Source organism: Serinicoccus chungangensis (genome assembly GCF_006337125.1).
In the GTDB taxonomy this organism is placed as follows: domain Bacteria; phylum Actinomycetota; class Actinomycetes; order Actinomycetales; family Dermatophilaceae; genus Ornithinicoccus; species Ornithinicoccus chungangensis.
The window spans coordinates 900679-917701 of sequence record NZ_CP040887.1; the positions used below are offsets into that span (position 1 = coordinate 900679).

Below are 17023 nucleotides of genomic sequence, written 5' to 3' on the forward strand. Positions count from 1 at the left end.
CGGGGTGCGGGGCGACGACCCGGTGACCCGGCACACCCGGGCGCAGCGCGACCTCGAGCAGGGCATCGAGAGCGACTTCGGGCGCAACCTCTCCTACGGCGACTACCTCGACCTGCCCACCCTGCTGTCCGCGCAGCACCCGCGCGCGACGCCTCCCCAGCACGACGAGCTGCTCTTCATCATCCAGCACCAGACGACCGAGCTGTGGTTGCGCCTGGTGATCCACGAGCTGACCAGCGCCTGCGAGCTGCTGGCCGCCGACGACCACCGGCAGGCGCTCAAGCGGATCGCCCGGGTCAAGCACATCCAGGCCTCCATGACCGAGCAGTGGTCGGTGCTGGCGACCCTGACCCCCAGCGAGTACGCCCGGTTCCGGGCCTTCCTGGCCACCGGCTCCGGCTTCCAGAGCTGGCAGTACCGCGCGGTGGAGTTCATGCTCGGCAACAAGAACGCCGGGATGCTGCCCGTCTTCGCGCACGACGAGGCGCAGCACGACGAGCTGGTCCGGCTGCTGCACCGGCCCAGCCTCTACGACGAGGTGCTGGCCTGGCTGGCCCGGCGCGGCCACGCGATCCCCGACGAGGTCCTGGCCCGCGACGTCTCCCAGCCCTACCACCCGCACCCGGGCGTGGTCGAGGCGCTGGGGCACGTCTACGCCGACCCCCAGCGGTTCTGGGCGGAGTACGAGACGGCCGAGGAGCTGGTGGACCTCGAGGACAACTTCCAGGTATGGCGCTTCCGGCACCTCAAGACGGTCGAGCGCATCATCGGCAGCAAGCGTGGCACCGGGGGCTCCAGCGGGACCCCCTTCCTGCGCCGCGCGCTGGAGCTGACCTTCTTCCCCGAGCTCTATGACGTGCGCTCCGCCATCCAGGACGTGACGCCCGAGGGGTACCACGGGGGTGACGGCCGTGGCTGACCAGCCCGACCTGCGGCAGGCGCAGGAGCTCGACGCGCAGGACCCGCTCGCCCGCTTCGTGCCCCGCTTCGAGCGCGCCGAGGGTGTCGTCGCCTACTTCGACGGCAACTCCCTGGGTCGCCCCGTGGCCGGGGCGGCGCGGGAGATGGAGCGCTTCGTCCGCGAGGAGTGGGGCACCCGCCTCATCCGGTCGTGGGACGAGGGGTGGATGCGCTGGCCCGAGGAGGTCGGGGACCTCGTCGGGGCGGCGGCCCTGGGAGCCGCTCCCGGCCAGACGGTGGTGGCGGACTCCACCACGGTCCTGCTCTACAAGGTGCTCCGCGCGCTCGTGGACCACCAGCTGGCCACCGACCCCGCGCGGCGCGAGCTCGTCCTCGACACCGACAACTTCCCGACCGACCGCTACGTCGCCGAGGGCGTCGCGGCCGAGCGCGGCCTCGTCCTGCGCTGGATCGACGCCGACCCGGCCTCCGGCGTGACGGCCGAGCAGGTCGCCGAGGTCGTCGGGGACCGCACCGGGGTCGTCCTGCTGTCGCACGTCGCCTACCGCTCCGGCTTCGTCGCCGACACCCCGCGCATCACCGAGCTCGTGCACGACGCCGGGGCCCTCGTCCTCTGGGACACCTGCCACAGCGCCGGCTCGGTGCCCGTGCGGGCCGACGACTGGGCCTGGGACGCGGCCGTGGGCTGCGACTACAAGTATCTCGGCGGAGGGCCGGGGGCGCCGGCCCACGCCTATCTCGCGCACCGCCACCACGACCTCCCGACCCTGCGGCAGCCGGTGCAGGGGTGGATGGGCCGTCGCGACCCCTTCCGCATGGAGCAGGGCTACCAGCCCGCCGCGGGCATCCGGGCCCTCGTGAGCGGTACCCCGCCCATCATCGGCATGGTGCCGGTGCGCCTGGGTGCCCAGCTGCTCGCCGAGGCCGGCATCGAGGAGGTGCGGCACAAGTCCCTGCGCCTCACCGACTTCGCCTGGTCCGTCGTCGAGTCGTGGCCCACCGAGCTGGGCGTCGTCGTCGCCAGCCCACGAGCGCACGAGCGGCGGGGCGGTCACCTGACGCTGCGCCACCCGGCCTTCGAGGAGGCCTGCCCCCGGCTCTGGGAGCGCGGGGTGATCCCGGACTTCCGCTCCCCGGACGGGCTGCGGCTGGGCCTGTCGCCGTTGTCCACCACCTTCGTCGAGGTGTGGCACGGGCTGGCCGCCGTCCTGGAGGAGCTCCAGCGCTGAGCGGTGGCACCCCCGTCCTCAGCAGGGTGGGGGTCCGTCCGGAGGGGACGGCCGGGGCGTTCCTGGTGGGTCGGCGTGCGTGTCCGGGTCCCGGGATGCGCCCGGGTCGTCGAGCATAGGTACGAAGACAACCCCTCCGGCATACCTCGGCTGCTCACCGAGCCCTCCGGGGGTCGACCCCCACCTCGGGTGGCGTGGGTCCAGGGGCGAACTACGCTGACCGGGTGAGCGACACCACCCACTACGACCTCGTCGTCATCGGCACCGGGTCCGGCAACTCGCTGGTCACCCCCGAGCTGCAGGGGCGGCGCATCGCCCTCGTCGAGGGCGGGGTGTTCGGCGGCACCTGCCTCAACGTCGGGTGCATCCCCACCAAGATGTTCGTGTATGCCGCGGAGGTGGCCTCCACCGTCCGCGACGCGGCCCGGTTCGGCGTCGACGCGAGTCTGGACCAGGTGCGATGGGCCGACATCCGGGACCGCGTCTTCGGGCGGATCGACCCGATCAGCGACGGGGGCCGGGACTACCGCGTCGAGGGGGAGGACACCGAGGCCTACCTCGGCCACGCCCGGTTCGTCTCCGACCACGAGCTGGAGATCGAGATCACCCGGCCCGGTGGCCACCACGAGGTGGGCTCGGTGCACCGCATCAGCGGGGACCAGGTCGTCATCGCGACCGGGTCGCGGCCCTTCGTCCCCGAGGTCGTCCTCGACGCCGGGGTGCCCTTCCACACCTCCGACACCGTCATGCGCCTGTCCGAGCTGCCCGCCAGCCTGGTCATCCTCGGGGGCGGCTACATCGCCGCCGAGTTCGCCCACATCTTCTCCGCCCTGGGGGTCGCGGTGCGGATCGTCAACCGGGGCGCGGGCCTCCTGCGGGCGCTGGACGGCGAGCTGGCCGCCGCCTGGACCGACCTCGCGCGGGCCCAGTGGGACGTCCGCACCGGCGTCGAGGCGGTCGCCGTCGAGCAGGGGGAGTCCGAGCTCGAGCTCACCCTGTCCGACGGCTCGACGGTGAGCGGGGAGGTGCTCCTGGTGGCGACGGGGCGCACCCCGCAGACCGACGACCTGGGGCTGGAGCACACCGGCGTGTCGACCCACGACGACGGGCGGGTCGTCGTGGACCGCTTCGGCCGCACCGACGTGCCCGGGGTGTGGTCGCTGGGCGACGCCTCCTCGGAGCACCAGCTCAAGCACGTCGCCAACCACGAGGCCCGGGTGGTGGCCCACAACCTCGCCCATCCCGAGGACCTGCGGGCGTTCGACCACCGGTTCGTCCCGTCGGCCGTCTTCACCCACCCCCAGATGGCCTGCGTCGGCCTCACCGAGGCACAGGCGCAGGACGAGGGGTATGCCGTGACCACCAAGGTGCAGCGGTTCGGCGACACCGCCTACGGGTGGGCGATGGAGGACACCACCGGGCTGCTCAAGGCGGTGGGGGACGCCGCGACCGGGCGGCTGCTCGGGGTGCACGCCATGGGGCCCATGGCCAGCACCCTCATCCAGCCGGCCATCCAGGCGCTGAGCATGGGCCCGTCGGTGACCGCCCACGAGCTGGCGCGGGGCCAGTACTGGATCCACCCGGCGCTGTCCGAGGTGCTGGAGAACGCCCTGCTGGGGCTGCACGTGCCGGAGGACGTCGGGGACGCCACGTAGCATGACCCCATGCCCGACACGATGACGACGACCGGCACCGCGCTCGAGCACCGGGTCCGTGACCTGGCGCTCGCCGAGCAGGGACGGCACCAGATCCGGCTCGCGGAGCACGAGATGCCCGGCCTCATGGCCCTGCGCGAGCGCTTCGCCCACGAGCAGCCCCTGGCCGGTGCCCGGATCGCCGGGTCGCTGCACATGACCGTCCAGACCGCCGTCCTCATCGAGACCCTCGTCGCGCTCGGGGCGCAGGTCCGCTGGGCCTCGTGCAACATCTTCTCCACCCAGGACGAGGCCGCCGCCGCGGTGGTCGTCGGGCCGCACGGCAGCCCCGAGGAGCCGCAGGGCGTGCCCGTCTTCGCCTGGAAGGGGGAGACGCTGCCCGAGTACTGGTGGTGCACGACCCAGATCATGCTGTGGCCGGACGGGGCCGGCCCCACCCTCATCCTCGACGACGGCGGGGACGCCACGCTGCTCGTGCTCAAGGGCCGGGAGTGGGAGCGGCAGGGAGCCGTCCCCAGCCCGCAGCAGGAGGACCCGGAGGAGTGGAAGGTCATCCTGGAGACGGTGCGGGCCTCCCTGGCCGAGGACCCGCAGCGCTGGACCCGGGTCGCCGAGGGCATCCGCGGGGTGTCGGAGGAGACGACCACCGGGGTGCACCGGCTCTACCAGCTGCACGAGGCCGGTGAGCTGCTCTTCCCGGCGATCAACGTCAACGACGCGGTCACCAAGAGCAAGTTCGACAACACCTACGGCTGCCGGCACAGCCTCATCGACGGCATCAACCGCGCCACCGACGTGCTCATCGGCGGCAAGGTCGCGGTCGTCTGCGGCTACGGCGACGTCGGCAAGGGGTGCGCGGAGGCGCTGCGCGGTCAGGGTGCCCGGGTCGTCGTCACCGAGATCGACCCGATCTGCGCGCTGCAGGCCGCGATGGACGGATATCAGGTCGCCCGGCTGGAGGACGTCATCGGCTCGGCCGACTTCGTCATCACCGCGACCGGGTGCAAGGACGTCGTCACCCCGCAGCACATGGCCGCGATGAAGGACAAGGCCGTGCTGGGCAACATCGGCCATTTCGACAACGAGATCGACATGGCCGGTCTCGCCCGGGTGCCGGACGTGCAGCGGGTGGAGATCAAGCCGCAGGTGCACGAGTGGACCTTCACCGACGGGCGCTCGATCATCGTGCTCTCCGAGGGTCGGCTGCTCAACCTCGGCAACGCCACCGGGCACCCGAGCTTCGTCATGTCGACGAGCTTCGCCAACCAGGTCCTGGCCCAGATCGAGCTGCACACCCGGATCGAGGCCTACCCCCTCGGGGTCCACACCCTGCGCAAGGAGCTCGACGAGGAGGTCGCGCGGCTCCACCTGGCCTCGGTCGCGGCCGACCTGACCGAGCTGACCAAGGAGCAGGCCAGCTACCTCGGGGTCGACGTGGCCGGCCCCTTCAAGCCGGAGCACTACCGCTACTGATGCTGGTGCAGGGGCACAGACGCAGGAGGAACCCGTGAGCGCTCGAGTACTCGTGGTCGACGACGACCAGGCCCTGGCCGAGATGCTCGGCATCGTGCTGCGCAAGGAGGGCTACGAGGTCGCCAGCTGCGCCGACGGCGGACGCGCGATGCCGATGTTCCGCGAGTTCCGTCCCGACCTCGTCCTCCTGGACGTCATGCTGCCGTCCAAGGACGGCATCGAGGTATGCCGTGAGCTGCGGGCCGAGTCCGGGATCCCCGTCGTCATGCTCACCGCCCGCACGGACACCAAGGACGTCGTGCTGGGCCTGGAGGCCGGCGCCGACGACTACGTCGTCAAGCCGTTCAAGCCGCAGGAGCTGCTGGCCCGGATCCGGGCGCGGCTGCGCCGCACCGACAGCGGCGACGACACCCGGCTGCAGGTCGGCGACGTCCAGATCGACGTGGCCGGGCACGAGGTGACCCGGGCCGGGGAGCAGATCCCGCTGACCCCGCTGGAGTTCGACCTCCTGGTGGCGCTGGCCAGCAAGCCCACGCAGGTCTTCGACCGGGAGTCGCTGCTGGAGCAGGTCTGGGGCTACCGCCACGCCGGCGACACCCGGCTGGTCAACGTGCACGTCCAGCGGCTGCGGAGCAAGATCGAGAAGGACCCGGAGAACCCCCAGATCGTGGTGACCGTGCGTGGCGTCGGATACAAGGCCGGGCATCCCTGACGAGCGCGCCGCCGGGCAGCGCCTGCTGACCTGGTGGCGGGGCTCGCTGCGGACGCGCGTCATCACCTCGACGGTCCTGCTCGGCTCCCTGCTGGCCATCCTCCTCGGCACCCTGCTCTACCAGCAGGTCTCCCGCGGCCTGGTCGAGCAGGCCATCGACAGCGCGGAGCGGGACGCCTCCCAGCAGGTCGCGAACGCGCAGCGGGCCTTCGACTCCACGGACCGGCGCGACGACAGCGGGCTGCGGGGCCTGGCCGAGGAGCAGATCCAGTCGATGAGCGGCCCGTCGGCCGCGGACGGGCGGCGGGCGCTGCTGCTCCCGGCCCTCGACAACACGAGCGGCGTGGTGGAGCGGATGTCGACCGGCGTGCTCGCCGAGGACGTCCCCGACGCGCTGCGCGAGGCGATCTCCCGGGACCCGGCCAACCAGCAGGTCATGGTGGTGCCGGTGTCGCTCGGCGACGGGCAGGAGCGCACGGCGGCCGTGGTCGTGGGGTCCCGGGTGTCGTTGTTGCGCGCCGGCCCCTACGACCTGGTCCTCGTCTACCCCCTGCTCCGGGAGCAGGAGACCCTCGACCTCGTCCGGCAGCTCTTCCTCCTCGGTGGGCTGGGCCTGCTCGCCCTGGCCGTCGGCCTGGCGCTGGTGGCGACCCGTATGGTCACCCGGCCGGTGGAGGAGGTGGCCAAGGCCTCCCAGGAGGTGGCGCAGGGCCACCTCGACGAGCGGCTGCCCGTCGTCGGCAACGACGAGATCGCCCAGCTCGCCACCTCCTTCAACACCATGGCCGACTCCATCCAGCACCAGATCCGCGAGCTGCGCTCGCTGTCCCAGCTGCAGCAGCGCTTCGTCTCCGACGTGTCGCACGAGCTGCGCACCCCGCTGACGACGATGCGGATGGCCGGCGACGTGCTGCACGCCTCCCGGGAGGACTTCGCGGCGCCGGTCGCCCGGTCCGCCGAGCTGCTCGACCAGGAGATGGACCGCTTCGAGGAGCTGCTCGCCGAGCTGCTCGAGATCAGCCGCTTCGACTCCGGGGCCGCCACCGTGGAGCGCCACGAGGAGGACATCCTGCCGGCCGTCGTCTCCGCGGTGCAGGGGGTCGAGACGCTCGCGGAGAAGGTGGGCACGGTGCTGCGGGTGCACGTGCCCGGCGAGCGGGTCGAGGTCTGCATGGACGGTCGCCGGGTCTCCCGGATCCTGCGCAACCTGCTGACCAACGCCGTCGAGCACGGCGAGGGGCTGCCGGTCGACGTCACCGTGGCCAGCAACGCCCAGGTGGTCTCGGTGAGCGTGCGCGACCACGGGATCGGGCTGAGCGAGGAGCAGCGCCACCAGGTCTTCGACCGGTTCTGGCGCGCCGACCCCGCCCGCACCCGCACCACCGGCGGCACCGGGCTGGGGCTGGCGATCGCGCAGGAGGACGCCCGCGTCCACGGCGGGTGGCTGCAGGTCGGCAGCCGGCCCGGCGAGGGAGCCTGCTTCCGGCTGCTGCTGCCCCGCGCCCATACCCACGTCATCGCCGAGAGGCCGCCGGAGGTGCCCTCCTCACCCGGGCCCGACGGTGGCGCGACCGTCGCGCAGGACGCCGAGGTGCCACCCGTCGTGCTGGCGCTGGCCACCAGAGAGGACGACTGATGCGCACCCCCCTGGTCGCGGCGCTGGCCGCCGCCGCGCTCATCACCACCGGCTGCTCGAGCCAGCTCCCGACCACGACCGCGCCGCGGGCCGGCCTGCCGGTCTCGCAGCAGTCCGAGCGCGAGGTCGACCGTCTGCTGCCGCCCGCCCAGCCCGGCGCCGGCCCCGGCGAGGTCGTGGAGGGGTTCCTGCGGGCCAGCGAGGGCTTCGCCGGGGACGACGACGTGTCCCGCTCCTACCTCACCTCCGAGCTGGCCAGCAGCTGGGTGCCCACCGCGACGGTGCTCGTCTACGAGGGTGACGCGGAGCTCACCCTGCTCTCCGAGGACGAGGTGAGCGTGGAGCTCGAGGTGGTGGGCCGGGTGGACGCCGAGGGACGGCTCACCGAGCAGACCCCGCAGACCTCCACGCAGACCTTCGGGCTCACCGAGGTCGACGGCGAGCCCCGCATCAGCACCTTCCCGGACGACGCCGGGCTGTGGCTCTCGGACACCGCCTTCGAGCGCGTCTTCCGGCCGACCGTGCTGTCCTACCTCAACACGCAGGAGGACGTCTTCGTCCCCGAGCTGCGGTGGCTGGCCGACAGCGAGGGCCTGCCCACGGCGCTCACCCGCGCCCAGCTCGCCCCGCTGCCCGGCTACCTGGAGGGTGCCGTCAGCACGGCTGCCAACGAGTCGGTGCGGCTCGCGACGCCGGCCGTCCCCGTCGACCCCTCGACCCTCGTGGCCACCGTCAACCTGCAGGGCGCGACGCTCGCCCAGGACGAGACGCGCGCGGAGGGGCTCAGCAGCCAGCTGGCGCACAGCCTGCTCGGGCTGTCCTCGGTGGCCGGGGTGGACGTGCAGGCCTCGGGCCAGCCCCTGCGGCTTGACGGCGCGGACGGGCCGATCACCGCCGCCACCGAGCTGCCCTACGCCGAGGTGGACCGGCAGGTGTCGGAGGTGCTGCTGCGGGTCGGCGAGGAGCTCACCCTCGTGGACCCCTCCCAGTACGCCCTGCGCGACCTCGACGTCCCCGACGACGTGGTGCTGCCCCAGGTCGAGCTGCGCTGGACCGGCCTCGCGGCCACGGAAGGGCTGGACGACCTGGCCGCGGTCTCGGTCGACGGCACCGCCTTCCGCCGGTGGCGCGGCGAGCGGGTGCACACCAACGAGGGCATCGGCGACGACCTCAGCGCCCCGGCGGTCGACCAGCAGGGCGCCTTCTGGGTCGGCGGGGTCCACCGCAGCAGCCGGACACCCCGGGTCTGGGTGGTCGACGGCGCCCAGCTCGACGCGGTGGCACGGCCCGTCGAGGCCGACTGGCTCGAGGACGAGGACCGCGTCGAGGCGGTGTCGATCTCGCCCGACGGCAGCAGGGCCGCCCTGGTCGTGGGCCCGGAGGTGACCGGCGAGTCGGAGGAGGCGCCGGTCCACCGCCTGCTCGTCAGCGGCATCGTCCGCGACTCCGCGGGCCGTCCGCGCGCGCTCACCAGCCCGCTGCCGGTCGCCACGCACCTGCGCGACGTCTCGGCGGCGCACTGGTCCGGGGCGGGCGAGCTGGTGCTCGTGGGGCAGCGCCAGGAGGACCTCGGGCCGCAGGCCTTCCGGCTCGAGCTCGGCGGGTGGCTGGAGCCCCTCGGTGAGCTCCCCGGTCTGGTCGACGCGGTCCCCGTGCCCCGGGTCACCGGGGTGGAGGTCATCGCCCGCACCCAGGACGGCGGGGTCTACGTCCCCGAGGGGCAGCAGGGCTGGCAGCCGGTCCGCAACGGGGACCAGGTGGTGGTCCCGGGCGGCTGAGCCGCCGCGACGCTCCGCACCGCGCTGTGGACAGCCGCACGACGCGCCCGCGGGTGCGACCCTGGGGTATGCCGTGGCGGCCGGGGGAGGACCTGCGCGCCCTGCTGGAGCTGGTCGCCCCGGCCGGGTGCGCCGGCTGCGGGCGGGCGGCGCACCGGCTCTGTCCCGACTGCCGGTGGCAGCTGCGCGCGACAGGCCCCCGCCCCTGGCGGCCGACGCCCTGCCCGCCGGGCTTCCCGCCCACCTGGTCGGGCCCGGCCTACGAGGGCGTCGTCCGCGCCCTCGTCGTCGCCTGGAAGGAGCAGGACCGGGTGGACCTCACGGCGGCGCTCGGGGAGGTCCTGCGGGCGGCGGTGGGCGCGGCGGTCGCGGGGTCCCCCGAGCACCGTGCCGCCGTCCGGGCCGGGCGCCCGGTGGCCGTGCTCCCCGCCCCGTCGGCCCTGGCCAGCTCCCGCTCCCGGGGCCGCTCCCCGGTGCGCGATCTCGCGGCCGTCGCCGCCGGGCGGCGGGCCGTGGTCCCGGCTCTCGTGCTGACCCGGGCCGTCGCCGACCAGGCCGGGCTGTCGGCCCGGCAGCGGTCGGCCAACCTCGGGGGCGCCGTCCGGGTGCGTCCGGGGCTGGTGACGTCCCTCGTCGGGGTGCCCTGCGTCGTCGTGGACGACGTCGTCACCACCGGGGCGACGCTCGGCGAGTGCACCCGCGCGCTGCGGGAGGTGGGGTGCGCCGGGGTCGTCGCGGCGACGGTGGCGGCGACCGCACGGCGGGGGCGCACCGACCCGGGGCCTGACCTACCGCGCACGGGTGAGCCGGACTAGTGTGGGTTCATGGAGCACCTCGCGAGCAGCCGTGAGGGGGTGAGGCCGGTCGAGATCAGGCGCCGTCGCCGACGCCATACCCCGAACCACACCGTCTTGCATGGAGGTTATTGATGGAACTCAGCGTGACTGGTCGCAAGAGAGACGTGCCCGAGCGCTTCCGCCGCCACATCGAGGACAAGCTGGACAAGATCCCGCAGCTGGCCCCCCGGGTCCGTCGCACCGAGGTGGTGCTGACCCACGAGACCAACCCGCGTCAGGCCAAGGAGGCCGAGCGCTGCGAGATCACCTGCTACGTCCACCGGACCGTGGTCCGCGCCGAGGCCGCGGCGGACGAGGAGTACGCCGCGCTGGACCTCGCCATGGGCAAGCTCGCGGAGCGGCTGCGGCGGATCGGTGACAAGCGTCGGGTCTCCCACACCGGCAAGCACCGCCTCCCCTCCGTCGCCGAGGCCACCTTCGGCCTCCCCACCGACCCGCTGGCGGCACAGGACGCCGGCCCCGAGGAGGCCGCCGGGCGCAGCCCGGAGGAGGCCGTGGACGAGGCGCTGCAGACGCGCGGCAACAGCCCCATCCAGATCCGCGAGAAGGTGCACGCGTCCCCGCCCATGACCGTGGGGGAGGCGCTGTCGCAGATGGAGCTGGTCGGCCACGAGTTCTTCCTCTTCCACGACGCGGACGCCGACCGGCCCAGCGTGGTCTACCGCCGCCGCGGCTGGTCCTACGGCGTGCTGCGCCTCGACTCGGTCGACGCCGACGGGGACACCGACGGCGACGAGGACGCGGTCCAGCCGCAGCAGGGCACGGGGGAGCGGACCCGGGCGGTCGCCTCCTGAGAGCAGGACCGGCACGGCCCGCACGGACCGGCCCCGGGGACCACCCGCACGCGGTGGCCCCGGGGCCGGTCCGTCGGAGGGCCCTGGCAGGGTGGTCCCCGTGCTGACCCTCACCCAGGCGCAGGCCCGTCGTGTCGCGCTCGCCGCCCAGGGCTTCGGCCGGGCCAGGCCGGCGGACCCCGGCACCCGGCAGCTGAACGGTGTCCTGGACCGTCTCGGTGTCGTCCAGATCGACAGCGTCAACGTCCTCACCCGCAGCCACTACCTGCCGTTCTTCGCCCGGCTCGGCGCCTACGACACGGCCTCGCTGGACCGGATGCGTGACGGCGCGGGCGTGCGCGGCCGCGCCAGGGCGGGCCGGCGCATGGTCGAGGTCTGGGCGCACGAGGCCTCCCTCGTCCCGCTCCCGACCTGGCCCCTGCTCGGCTTCCGTATGCGTCGCCCCCGGGTCCTCGCCCGTCGCGAGCAGCTGCGGGAGGAGCACCCGGGCCTGCTGGAGGCGGTCGGCGAGGTCGTGGCGGAGCACGGACCGCTCACCGCCCGGGAGGTCGAGGTGCACCTGCCCCACGGTGCGGCGCGCCGCAGCGACCACTGGGGGTGGAACTGGTCGGCGGTCAAGACCTCGCTGGAGTCGCTCTTCGCCACCGGCGAGCTCACCAGCGCCGCGCGGACCAGCCAGTTCGAGCGCCGGTACGCCTGCACCGAGCGGGTGCTGCCCCCGGAGGTCCTGCGCCGCGCCCCCGGTGGGCCGGACGCCCCGGACGAGCTGGGGTCGGTGGTGGAGCTGCTCGCGGTCTCGCTGCGGGCGCACGGGCTCGGCAGCATGCGCTGCCTGGCCGACTACTTCCGGGTGCGCGGGCCGGTGGTGAGGGCGGCGCTGGAGACGCTCGAGGGCCAGGGCCGGGCGGAGCGGGTGCACGTCCGCGGCTGGGACCGGCCGGTCTGGCTGGATCCCCAGGCCCGACGTCCGCGGCGGGTCGAGGGCGCCGCCCTGCTGAGCCCGTTCGACTCCCTGGTGTGGCAGCGGGAGCGGGTGGAGCAGCTCTGGGACTTCCGCTACCGCCTGGAGATCTACGTGCCCGAGCACCAGCGGGTGCACGGCTACTACGTCCTGCCGTTCCTGCTCGACGAGCACCTCGTGGGGCGGGTCGACCTCAAGGCGGACCGTGAGGCCGGGGTGCTCCGCGCGCGGGCCGTCCACTGGGAGCCCGGGACGGAGGTGGCGCACGCCGCTCCCCGGCTGGTCGAGGAGCTGGAGGCGATGGCCGGCTGGCTCGGTCTCGGGCGGGTCGACCTCCCGGTCCCCTGAGGGTGGGCGACCGGGCCGCCGCTCGTCGCCTGGGCCGTGCTCACCCGCGGGTGGGCACCTCGGAGGCCAGCAGGTCGAGACGCACCAGGTCGTCCACGGTGCCGTCGCGCAGGACCTCGGCCTGACGGTCCCGGCCCACCTCCTGGAGCCCGGCCGCGGCCGCGACGCGCCGGCTTGCCCGGTTGCTCGCCGCGGCCCGCACCCAGACCCGCGGCAGGCCCAGGCCGTCCTCGCCGACGGGCGCGACGGCATACCGGACGACCGCTCGCACCGCGGCCGTGGTCACCCCGCGGCCGCGCGCGTCCGGGTGGGCCCAGTAGCCGATCTCCCCGGGAGGCCCGGCGGTGGCCGCCCCGGTGAGGCTGACCGCCCCCAGGACCCGGTCGTCGGCCGCGTCCGCCACGGCCCAGGTGCGGCGCTCGCCGTCCTCGGCCGCCGCGGCACAGGTCTGGAGGAAGGCCGCCGCCTCCGGCTGGCCGTACGGGTCCGGCAGCTCGGGCAGGTACTGCCGGGTGAGCGGGTCGGACACCGCCTCGACGATCCGGTCCTCGTCGCCGGCGCGCCACGGGCGCAGCACCAGTCCGTCGGTGCGCAGCGTCGGGACCGGCGCCGGGACGTGTGGTGGTGCGTCCGTGGGCAGGCCCGGGGCCCTGCCGCGCGTCGTGGGCGTGAGCCCGGCGGCCGCGACGGACGGGGGAGGGCCCGGCAGCGGGGCGGCCTGGGCCGCGTCGTCGCCGAGCAGCTCGAAGCGGGCGGTGCCGTGCCTCTCGTCCCCGGTCCCGTCGACGGACGACTGGGGCTCGGTGACCGTCCACCGGAAGCCGGCGCGCAGCAGCGCGCGGTGGGCGGCGTCGTTGCGCTCGTCGGTGCGGGCGGCCATCCGGTGCACGCCGAGCTCGGCCACGGCATACCGCGTGACCAGGCGCACCGCCTGGGTCACCGCTCCCCGACCGCGGCCGGCGGGGAGCAGCCAGAAGCCGACCTCGCCGCAGCCGCGGGCGGAGGGGTCCTGCAGGTCGACGAGGGAGACCGAGCCGAGCGCCGCGTCGGAGCGCGCGTCGGCGATGCACCAGGTGAGGCCGCGCCCGAGCAGGGCCGCCTCGAGCCGCGCCCTCGTCCAGGCCCGCACGGCCTCCTCGCCGGGCCCCGGCAGGGTCGTCCCGACGTACTGCCGGGCCACGTCGTCCACCGACGCCAGGGCCGCGGCGTCGTCGGCGTCCGCGCGCCACGGGCGCAGGCGGACGTCACCGTCCTCCTCGGCCAGCACGGGGATCTCCCGCCAGGGGTGTGCCGGCTCCCGCGGCTCGTCCCGGTGCAGGGTCGCGATCCACCCGTCGCGGGGCGTGGTGTCCTGGCCCCACCCCGGCAGCAGCCCCCGGACCAGCACCGGCACGGAGAACCCCAGCCGCCAGGCGACGCGGCGGGAGGCCCAGTGGTCGACCTCGGCGCGCCACCGGAGGAGGACGACGTCGTCCTCGTCGAAGGCGTGGCCGAGCGCCAGACCGAGCGCACCCGTGGCGACCCGCCGACCCCGGTGGTCGGGGTGCACGGCGTACCCGACCTCGGCGGCCCCGTGACCGTCGGGGCGGTACTCCACGACGCCGGCCGGACGCCAGACCGCATGCTCCTCGGCCCCGCCCGCCGGCCCGGTGGCCACCTCCGCGACCCAGCGTCGCGGCGCCCACCGGTGCTGGCCGGCCCACCCGTCGCGGGCGACCGACACCCAGGCCCGGGCCGCGCCGGGGTCCCGGACGGGCACGGCGTCACCCCACCGGCGGGCCTCCTCGTCGGCCCCCAGGTCCAGCAGCAGCGCGAGGTGCCCCTCGTGCGGCGGCACGATCCGCAGCCCCTCCTGGCGGCGCACCGCCCCCACGCTCGATGCGGCATCCTCAGCCATGCCGGTTAGCCTAGACGCGTGCCGAACCTGTTCGAGAAGATGCTGCGCGCCGGGGAGAAGTCCGCGCTGCGCCGACTGGAGACCGTCGCCAAGCAGGTCAACGCCCTCGAGGAGGACTTCGAGGGGTTGTCCGACGCCGAGCTGCGCGAGGAGACCGACCGGTTCAAGGCGAGGCTCGCCGACGGCCAGACCCTGGACCAGCTGCTGCCGGAGGCGTTCGCCGCCGTCCGCGAGGCCAGCAAGCGCACCATCGGCAAGCGCCACTTCGACGTGCAGATCATGGGCGGGGCCGCGCTGCACCAGGGCAACGTCGCCGAGATGCGCACGGGCGAGGGCAAGACGCTCGTCGCGACGCTGCCGTCGTACCTCAACGCCCTCACCGGCAGGGGTGTGCACGTCATCACCACCAACGACTACCTGGCGCAGTACCAGTCCGAGCTCATGGGACGCGTGCACCGCGCCCTCGGACTGGAGACCGGGTGCATCCTGTCGTCGATGACGCCGGCGCAGCGTCGTGACCAGTACGCCATGGACATCACCTACGGGACCAACAACGAGTTCGGCTTCGACTACCTGCGCGACAACATGGCGACCTCGCTCAAGGACCTCGTGCAGCGCGAGCACCAGTTCGCGATCGTGGACGAGGTCGACTCGATCCTCATCGACGAGGCGCGCACGCCGCTCATCATCTCCGGGCCCGCCGACCAGGCGACCAAGTGGTACACCGAGTTCTCCAAGGTCGTCCAGCGGCTGGAGCGCGGCGAGCCGGCCGACCCGCTGCGCGGGATCGAGTCCAGCGGGGACTACGAGGTCGACGAGAAGAAGAAGACCGTGGGGGTCCTCGAGCGCGGCATCGAGAAGGTCGAGGACTACCTCGGCATCGACAACCTCTACGAGTCGGCCAACACCCCCCTCATCGGCTACCTCAACAACGCCATCAAGGCCCGGGAGCTCTTCAAGCGCGACAAGGACTACGTCGTCATGGACGGTCAGGTGATGATCGTTGACGAGCACACCGGCCGCATCCTGCCGGGCCGTCGTTACAACGAGGGCATGCACCAGGCGATCGAGGCCAAGGAGGGGGTCGAGATCAAGAACGAGAACCAGACCCTGGCCACGGTGACCCTGCAGAACTACTTCCGGATGTACGACAAGCTCGCCGGGATGACCGGGACGGCGCAGACCGAGGCCGCCGAGCTGCACCAGATCTACAAGGTGGGCGTGCTGTCCATCCCCACCAACAAGCCGATGATCCGGCAGGACCGGCCGGACCTCGTGTACCGCACCGAGGAGGCCAAGTTCGGCGCGGTGGTCGACGACATCGTCGAGCGGCACCGGGCCGGGCAGCCGGTGCTCGTCGGCACCACCTCGGTCGCGAAGTCGGAGTACCTCTCCGACCAGCTGCGCCGGCGCGGTGTCCGGCACGAGGTGCTCAACGCCAAGCACCACGAGCGGGAGGCCTCGATCGTGGCCGAGGCGGGGCGCAAGGGCGCCGTCACCGTCTCCACCAACATGGCCGGCCGTGGCACCGACATCATGCTCGGGGGCAACTCGGAGTTCCGGGCGGTGTCGGCGCTGCAGGCCCGCGGCCTGGACCCGCACGAGACCCCGGAGGAGTACGAGGCGGCGTGGGACGAGGCGCTCGCGCAGGCCGAGGCCTCCGTCGAGGCCGAGCACGAGGAGGTCACCGAGCTCGGTGGCCTCTACGTCCTCGGCACCGAGCGGCATGAGTCGCGCCGCATCGACAACCAGCTGCGGGGCCGGGCCGGCCGTCAGGGCGACCCGGGGGAGTCGCGGTTCTACCTCTCCCTGCAGGACGACCTCATGCGGATGTTCAACGCCGCCCTCGTGGACCGGGTGATGTCGACGTCGGGGATGCAGGACGACGTGCCCATCGAGTCCAAGATCGTCTCCCGGTCCATCGCCAGCGCGCAGAGCCAGGTCGAGGCCCAGCACTTCGAGACCCGCAAGAACGTCCTCAAGTACGACGACGTGCTCAACCGTCAGCGCGAGGTCATCTACGCCGAGCGTCGCCGCGTGCTCGAGGGGGAGGACCTGCACGAGCAGGTCCGCCACTTCGTCAACGACGTGGTGGGCGACTACGTCACCAGCGCCGGGGGCGCCGGTCTGGCCGACGGCATCGACCTCGAGGCGCTGTGGCACGAGCTCGGCCAGGTCTACCCGGTCGGTCTCGGCATCGAGCAGATCGTGGAGCGGGCCGGGAGCCGGGCCGGGGTGACCACGGACCTGCTCGTCGAGGAGCTCACCAGCGACGCCCAGCACGCCTACGACGAGCGCGAGGCCGAGCTCGGCGAGGACGTCATGCGCGACGTGGAGCGACGGGTCGTGCTGCAGGTCCTCGACCGCAAGTGGCGCGAGCACCTCTACGAGATGGACTACCTCAAGGAGGGCATCGGGCTGCGCGCCATGGCCCAGCGCGAGCCGCTGGTGGAGTACCAGCGCGAGGGCTACCAGCTGTTCCAGGCGGTCATGGAGGCCATCAAGGAGGAGTCGGTGCGCCTGCTCTTCCACGCCCAGGTGTCCGCGTCGGGGACGCCGCAGGCGCAGCAGACCGCGCCCCGTCAGGGGCTGACCTTCGTCGCCCCGGGCGAGGGCGGGGACGCCCAGGCCAGTCGGGTCCGGGCCGACGGCAGCCACAGCGAGGACGCGACGAACGGCTCCGCGCCGGGCGGCCAGGGCCAGGGCAACCGCGCCCAGCGCCGGGCGGCCTCGCAGCGGGGACGCAGCTGACCGGACCGGGT

The 17023-nt window shown here is 73.8% G+C and carries 12 protein-coding genes; 11 read left to right on the top strand and 1 reads right to left on the bottom strand.

Translation table 11 applies throughout. The features are described from left to right. Positions 1–4: 4 nt before the first annotated feature. The 10 genes from FHD63_RS04135 (at position 5) to FHD63_RS04180 (ending at position 12364) form a co-directional block, all read left to right on the top strand. The gene (locus tag FHD63_RS04135; RefSeq protein WP_139722972.1) at positions 5–919 is read left to right on the top strand and encodes a tryptophan 2,3-dioxygenase; all 915 of its coding nucleotides are present in this window, start codon (positions 5–7) and stop codon (positions 917–919) included. Next, positions 912–2150 carry a kynureninase gene (locus tag FHD63_RS04140; protein ID WP_139720359.1) on the top strand — a complete coding sequence of 413 codons (1239 nt, stop codon included), beginning with the start codon at positions 912–914 and terminating at the stop codon, positions 2148–2150. The genes FHD63_RS04135 and FHD63_RS04140 overlap by 8 nt, the downstream gene beginning before the upstream one ends. A 224-nt stretch (positions 2151–2374) precedes the next feature. Continuing rightward, positions 2375–3805, top strand: coding sequence for a mycothione reductase (locus tag FHD63_RS04145; RefSeq protein ID WP_139720361.1), 1431 nt, complete (start codon positions 2375–2377; stop codon positions 3803–3805). Positions 3806–3814: 9 nt separating this feature from the next. Then, the gene (gene ahcY / locus FHD63_RS04150; protein ID WP_238705758.1) at positions 3815–5278 is read left to right on the top strand and encodes an adenosylhomocysteinase; all 1464 of its coding nucleotides are present in this window, start codon (positions 3815–3817) and stop codon (positions 5276–5278) included. Between the two features lie 34 nt (positions 5279–5312). Then, on the top strand, positions 5313–5990 hold the full coding sequence (gene mtrA, locus FHD63_RS04155; RefSeq protein WP_139720363.1) for an MtrAB system response regulator MtrA: 678 nt from the start codon (positions 5313–5315) through the stop codon (positions 5988–5990). Next, a complete protein-coding gene (gene mtrB / locus FHD63_RS04160; protein ID WP_139720365.1) occupies positions 5959–7626 on the top strand; it encodes an MtrAB system histidine kinase MtrB in 1668 nt (555 codons plus the stop codon). Before mtrA ends, mtrB begins: the two co-directional genes overlap by 32 nt. Then, a complete protein-coding gene (locus tag FHD63_RS04165; protein WP_139720367.1) occupies positions 7626–9404 on the top strand; it encodes an LpqB family beta-propeller domain-containing protein in 1779 nt (592 codons plus the stop codon). The genes mtrB and FHD63_RS04165 overlap by 1 nt, the downstream gene beginning before the upstream one ends. Positions 9405–9472: 68 nt before the next feature. Beyond that, positions 9473–10219, top strand: coding sequence for a ComF family protein (locus FHD63_RS04170; protein WP_139720369.1), 747 nt, complete (start codon positions 9473–9475; stop codon positions 10217–10219). A 113-nt stretch (positions 10220–10332) separates the two neighbouring features. Next, the gene (gene hpf / locus FHD63_RS04175; RefSeq protein ID WP_238705759.1) at positions 10333–11055 is read left to right on the top strand and encodes a ribosome hibernation-promoting factor, HPF/YfiA family; all 723 of its coding nucleotides are present in this window, start codon (positions 10333–10335) and stop codon (positions 11053–11055) included. A 100-nt stretch (positions 11056–11155) separates the two neighbouring features. Then, a complete protein-coding gene (locus tag FHD63_RS04180; RefSeq protein WP_139720371.1) occupies positions 11156–12364 on the top strand; it encodes a winged helix-turn-helix domain-containing protein in 1209 nt (402 codons plus the stop codon). Between the two features lie 40 nt (positions 12365–12404). Here FHD63_RS04180 and FHD63_RS04185 read toward each other — a convergent pair whose 3' ends face one another. Further along, entirely contained in the window at positions 12405–14261 is a 1857-nt protein-coding gene (locus FHD63_RS04185) for a GNAT family N-acetyltransferase (protein ID WP_139720373.1), read from the bottom strand. Positions 14262–14279: 18 nt separating this feature from the next. Between FHD63_RS04185 and secA the strand changes: the two genes are divergently transcribed. Further along, the gene (gene secA / locus FHD63_RS04190) at positions 14280–17012 is read left to right on the top strand and encodes a preprotein translocase subunit SecA (RefSeq protein ID WP_139720375.1); all 2733 of its coding nucleotides are present in this window, start codon (positions 14280–14282) and stop codon (positions 17010–17012) included. Positions 17013–17023: the final 11 nt, after the last annotated feature.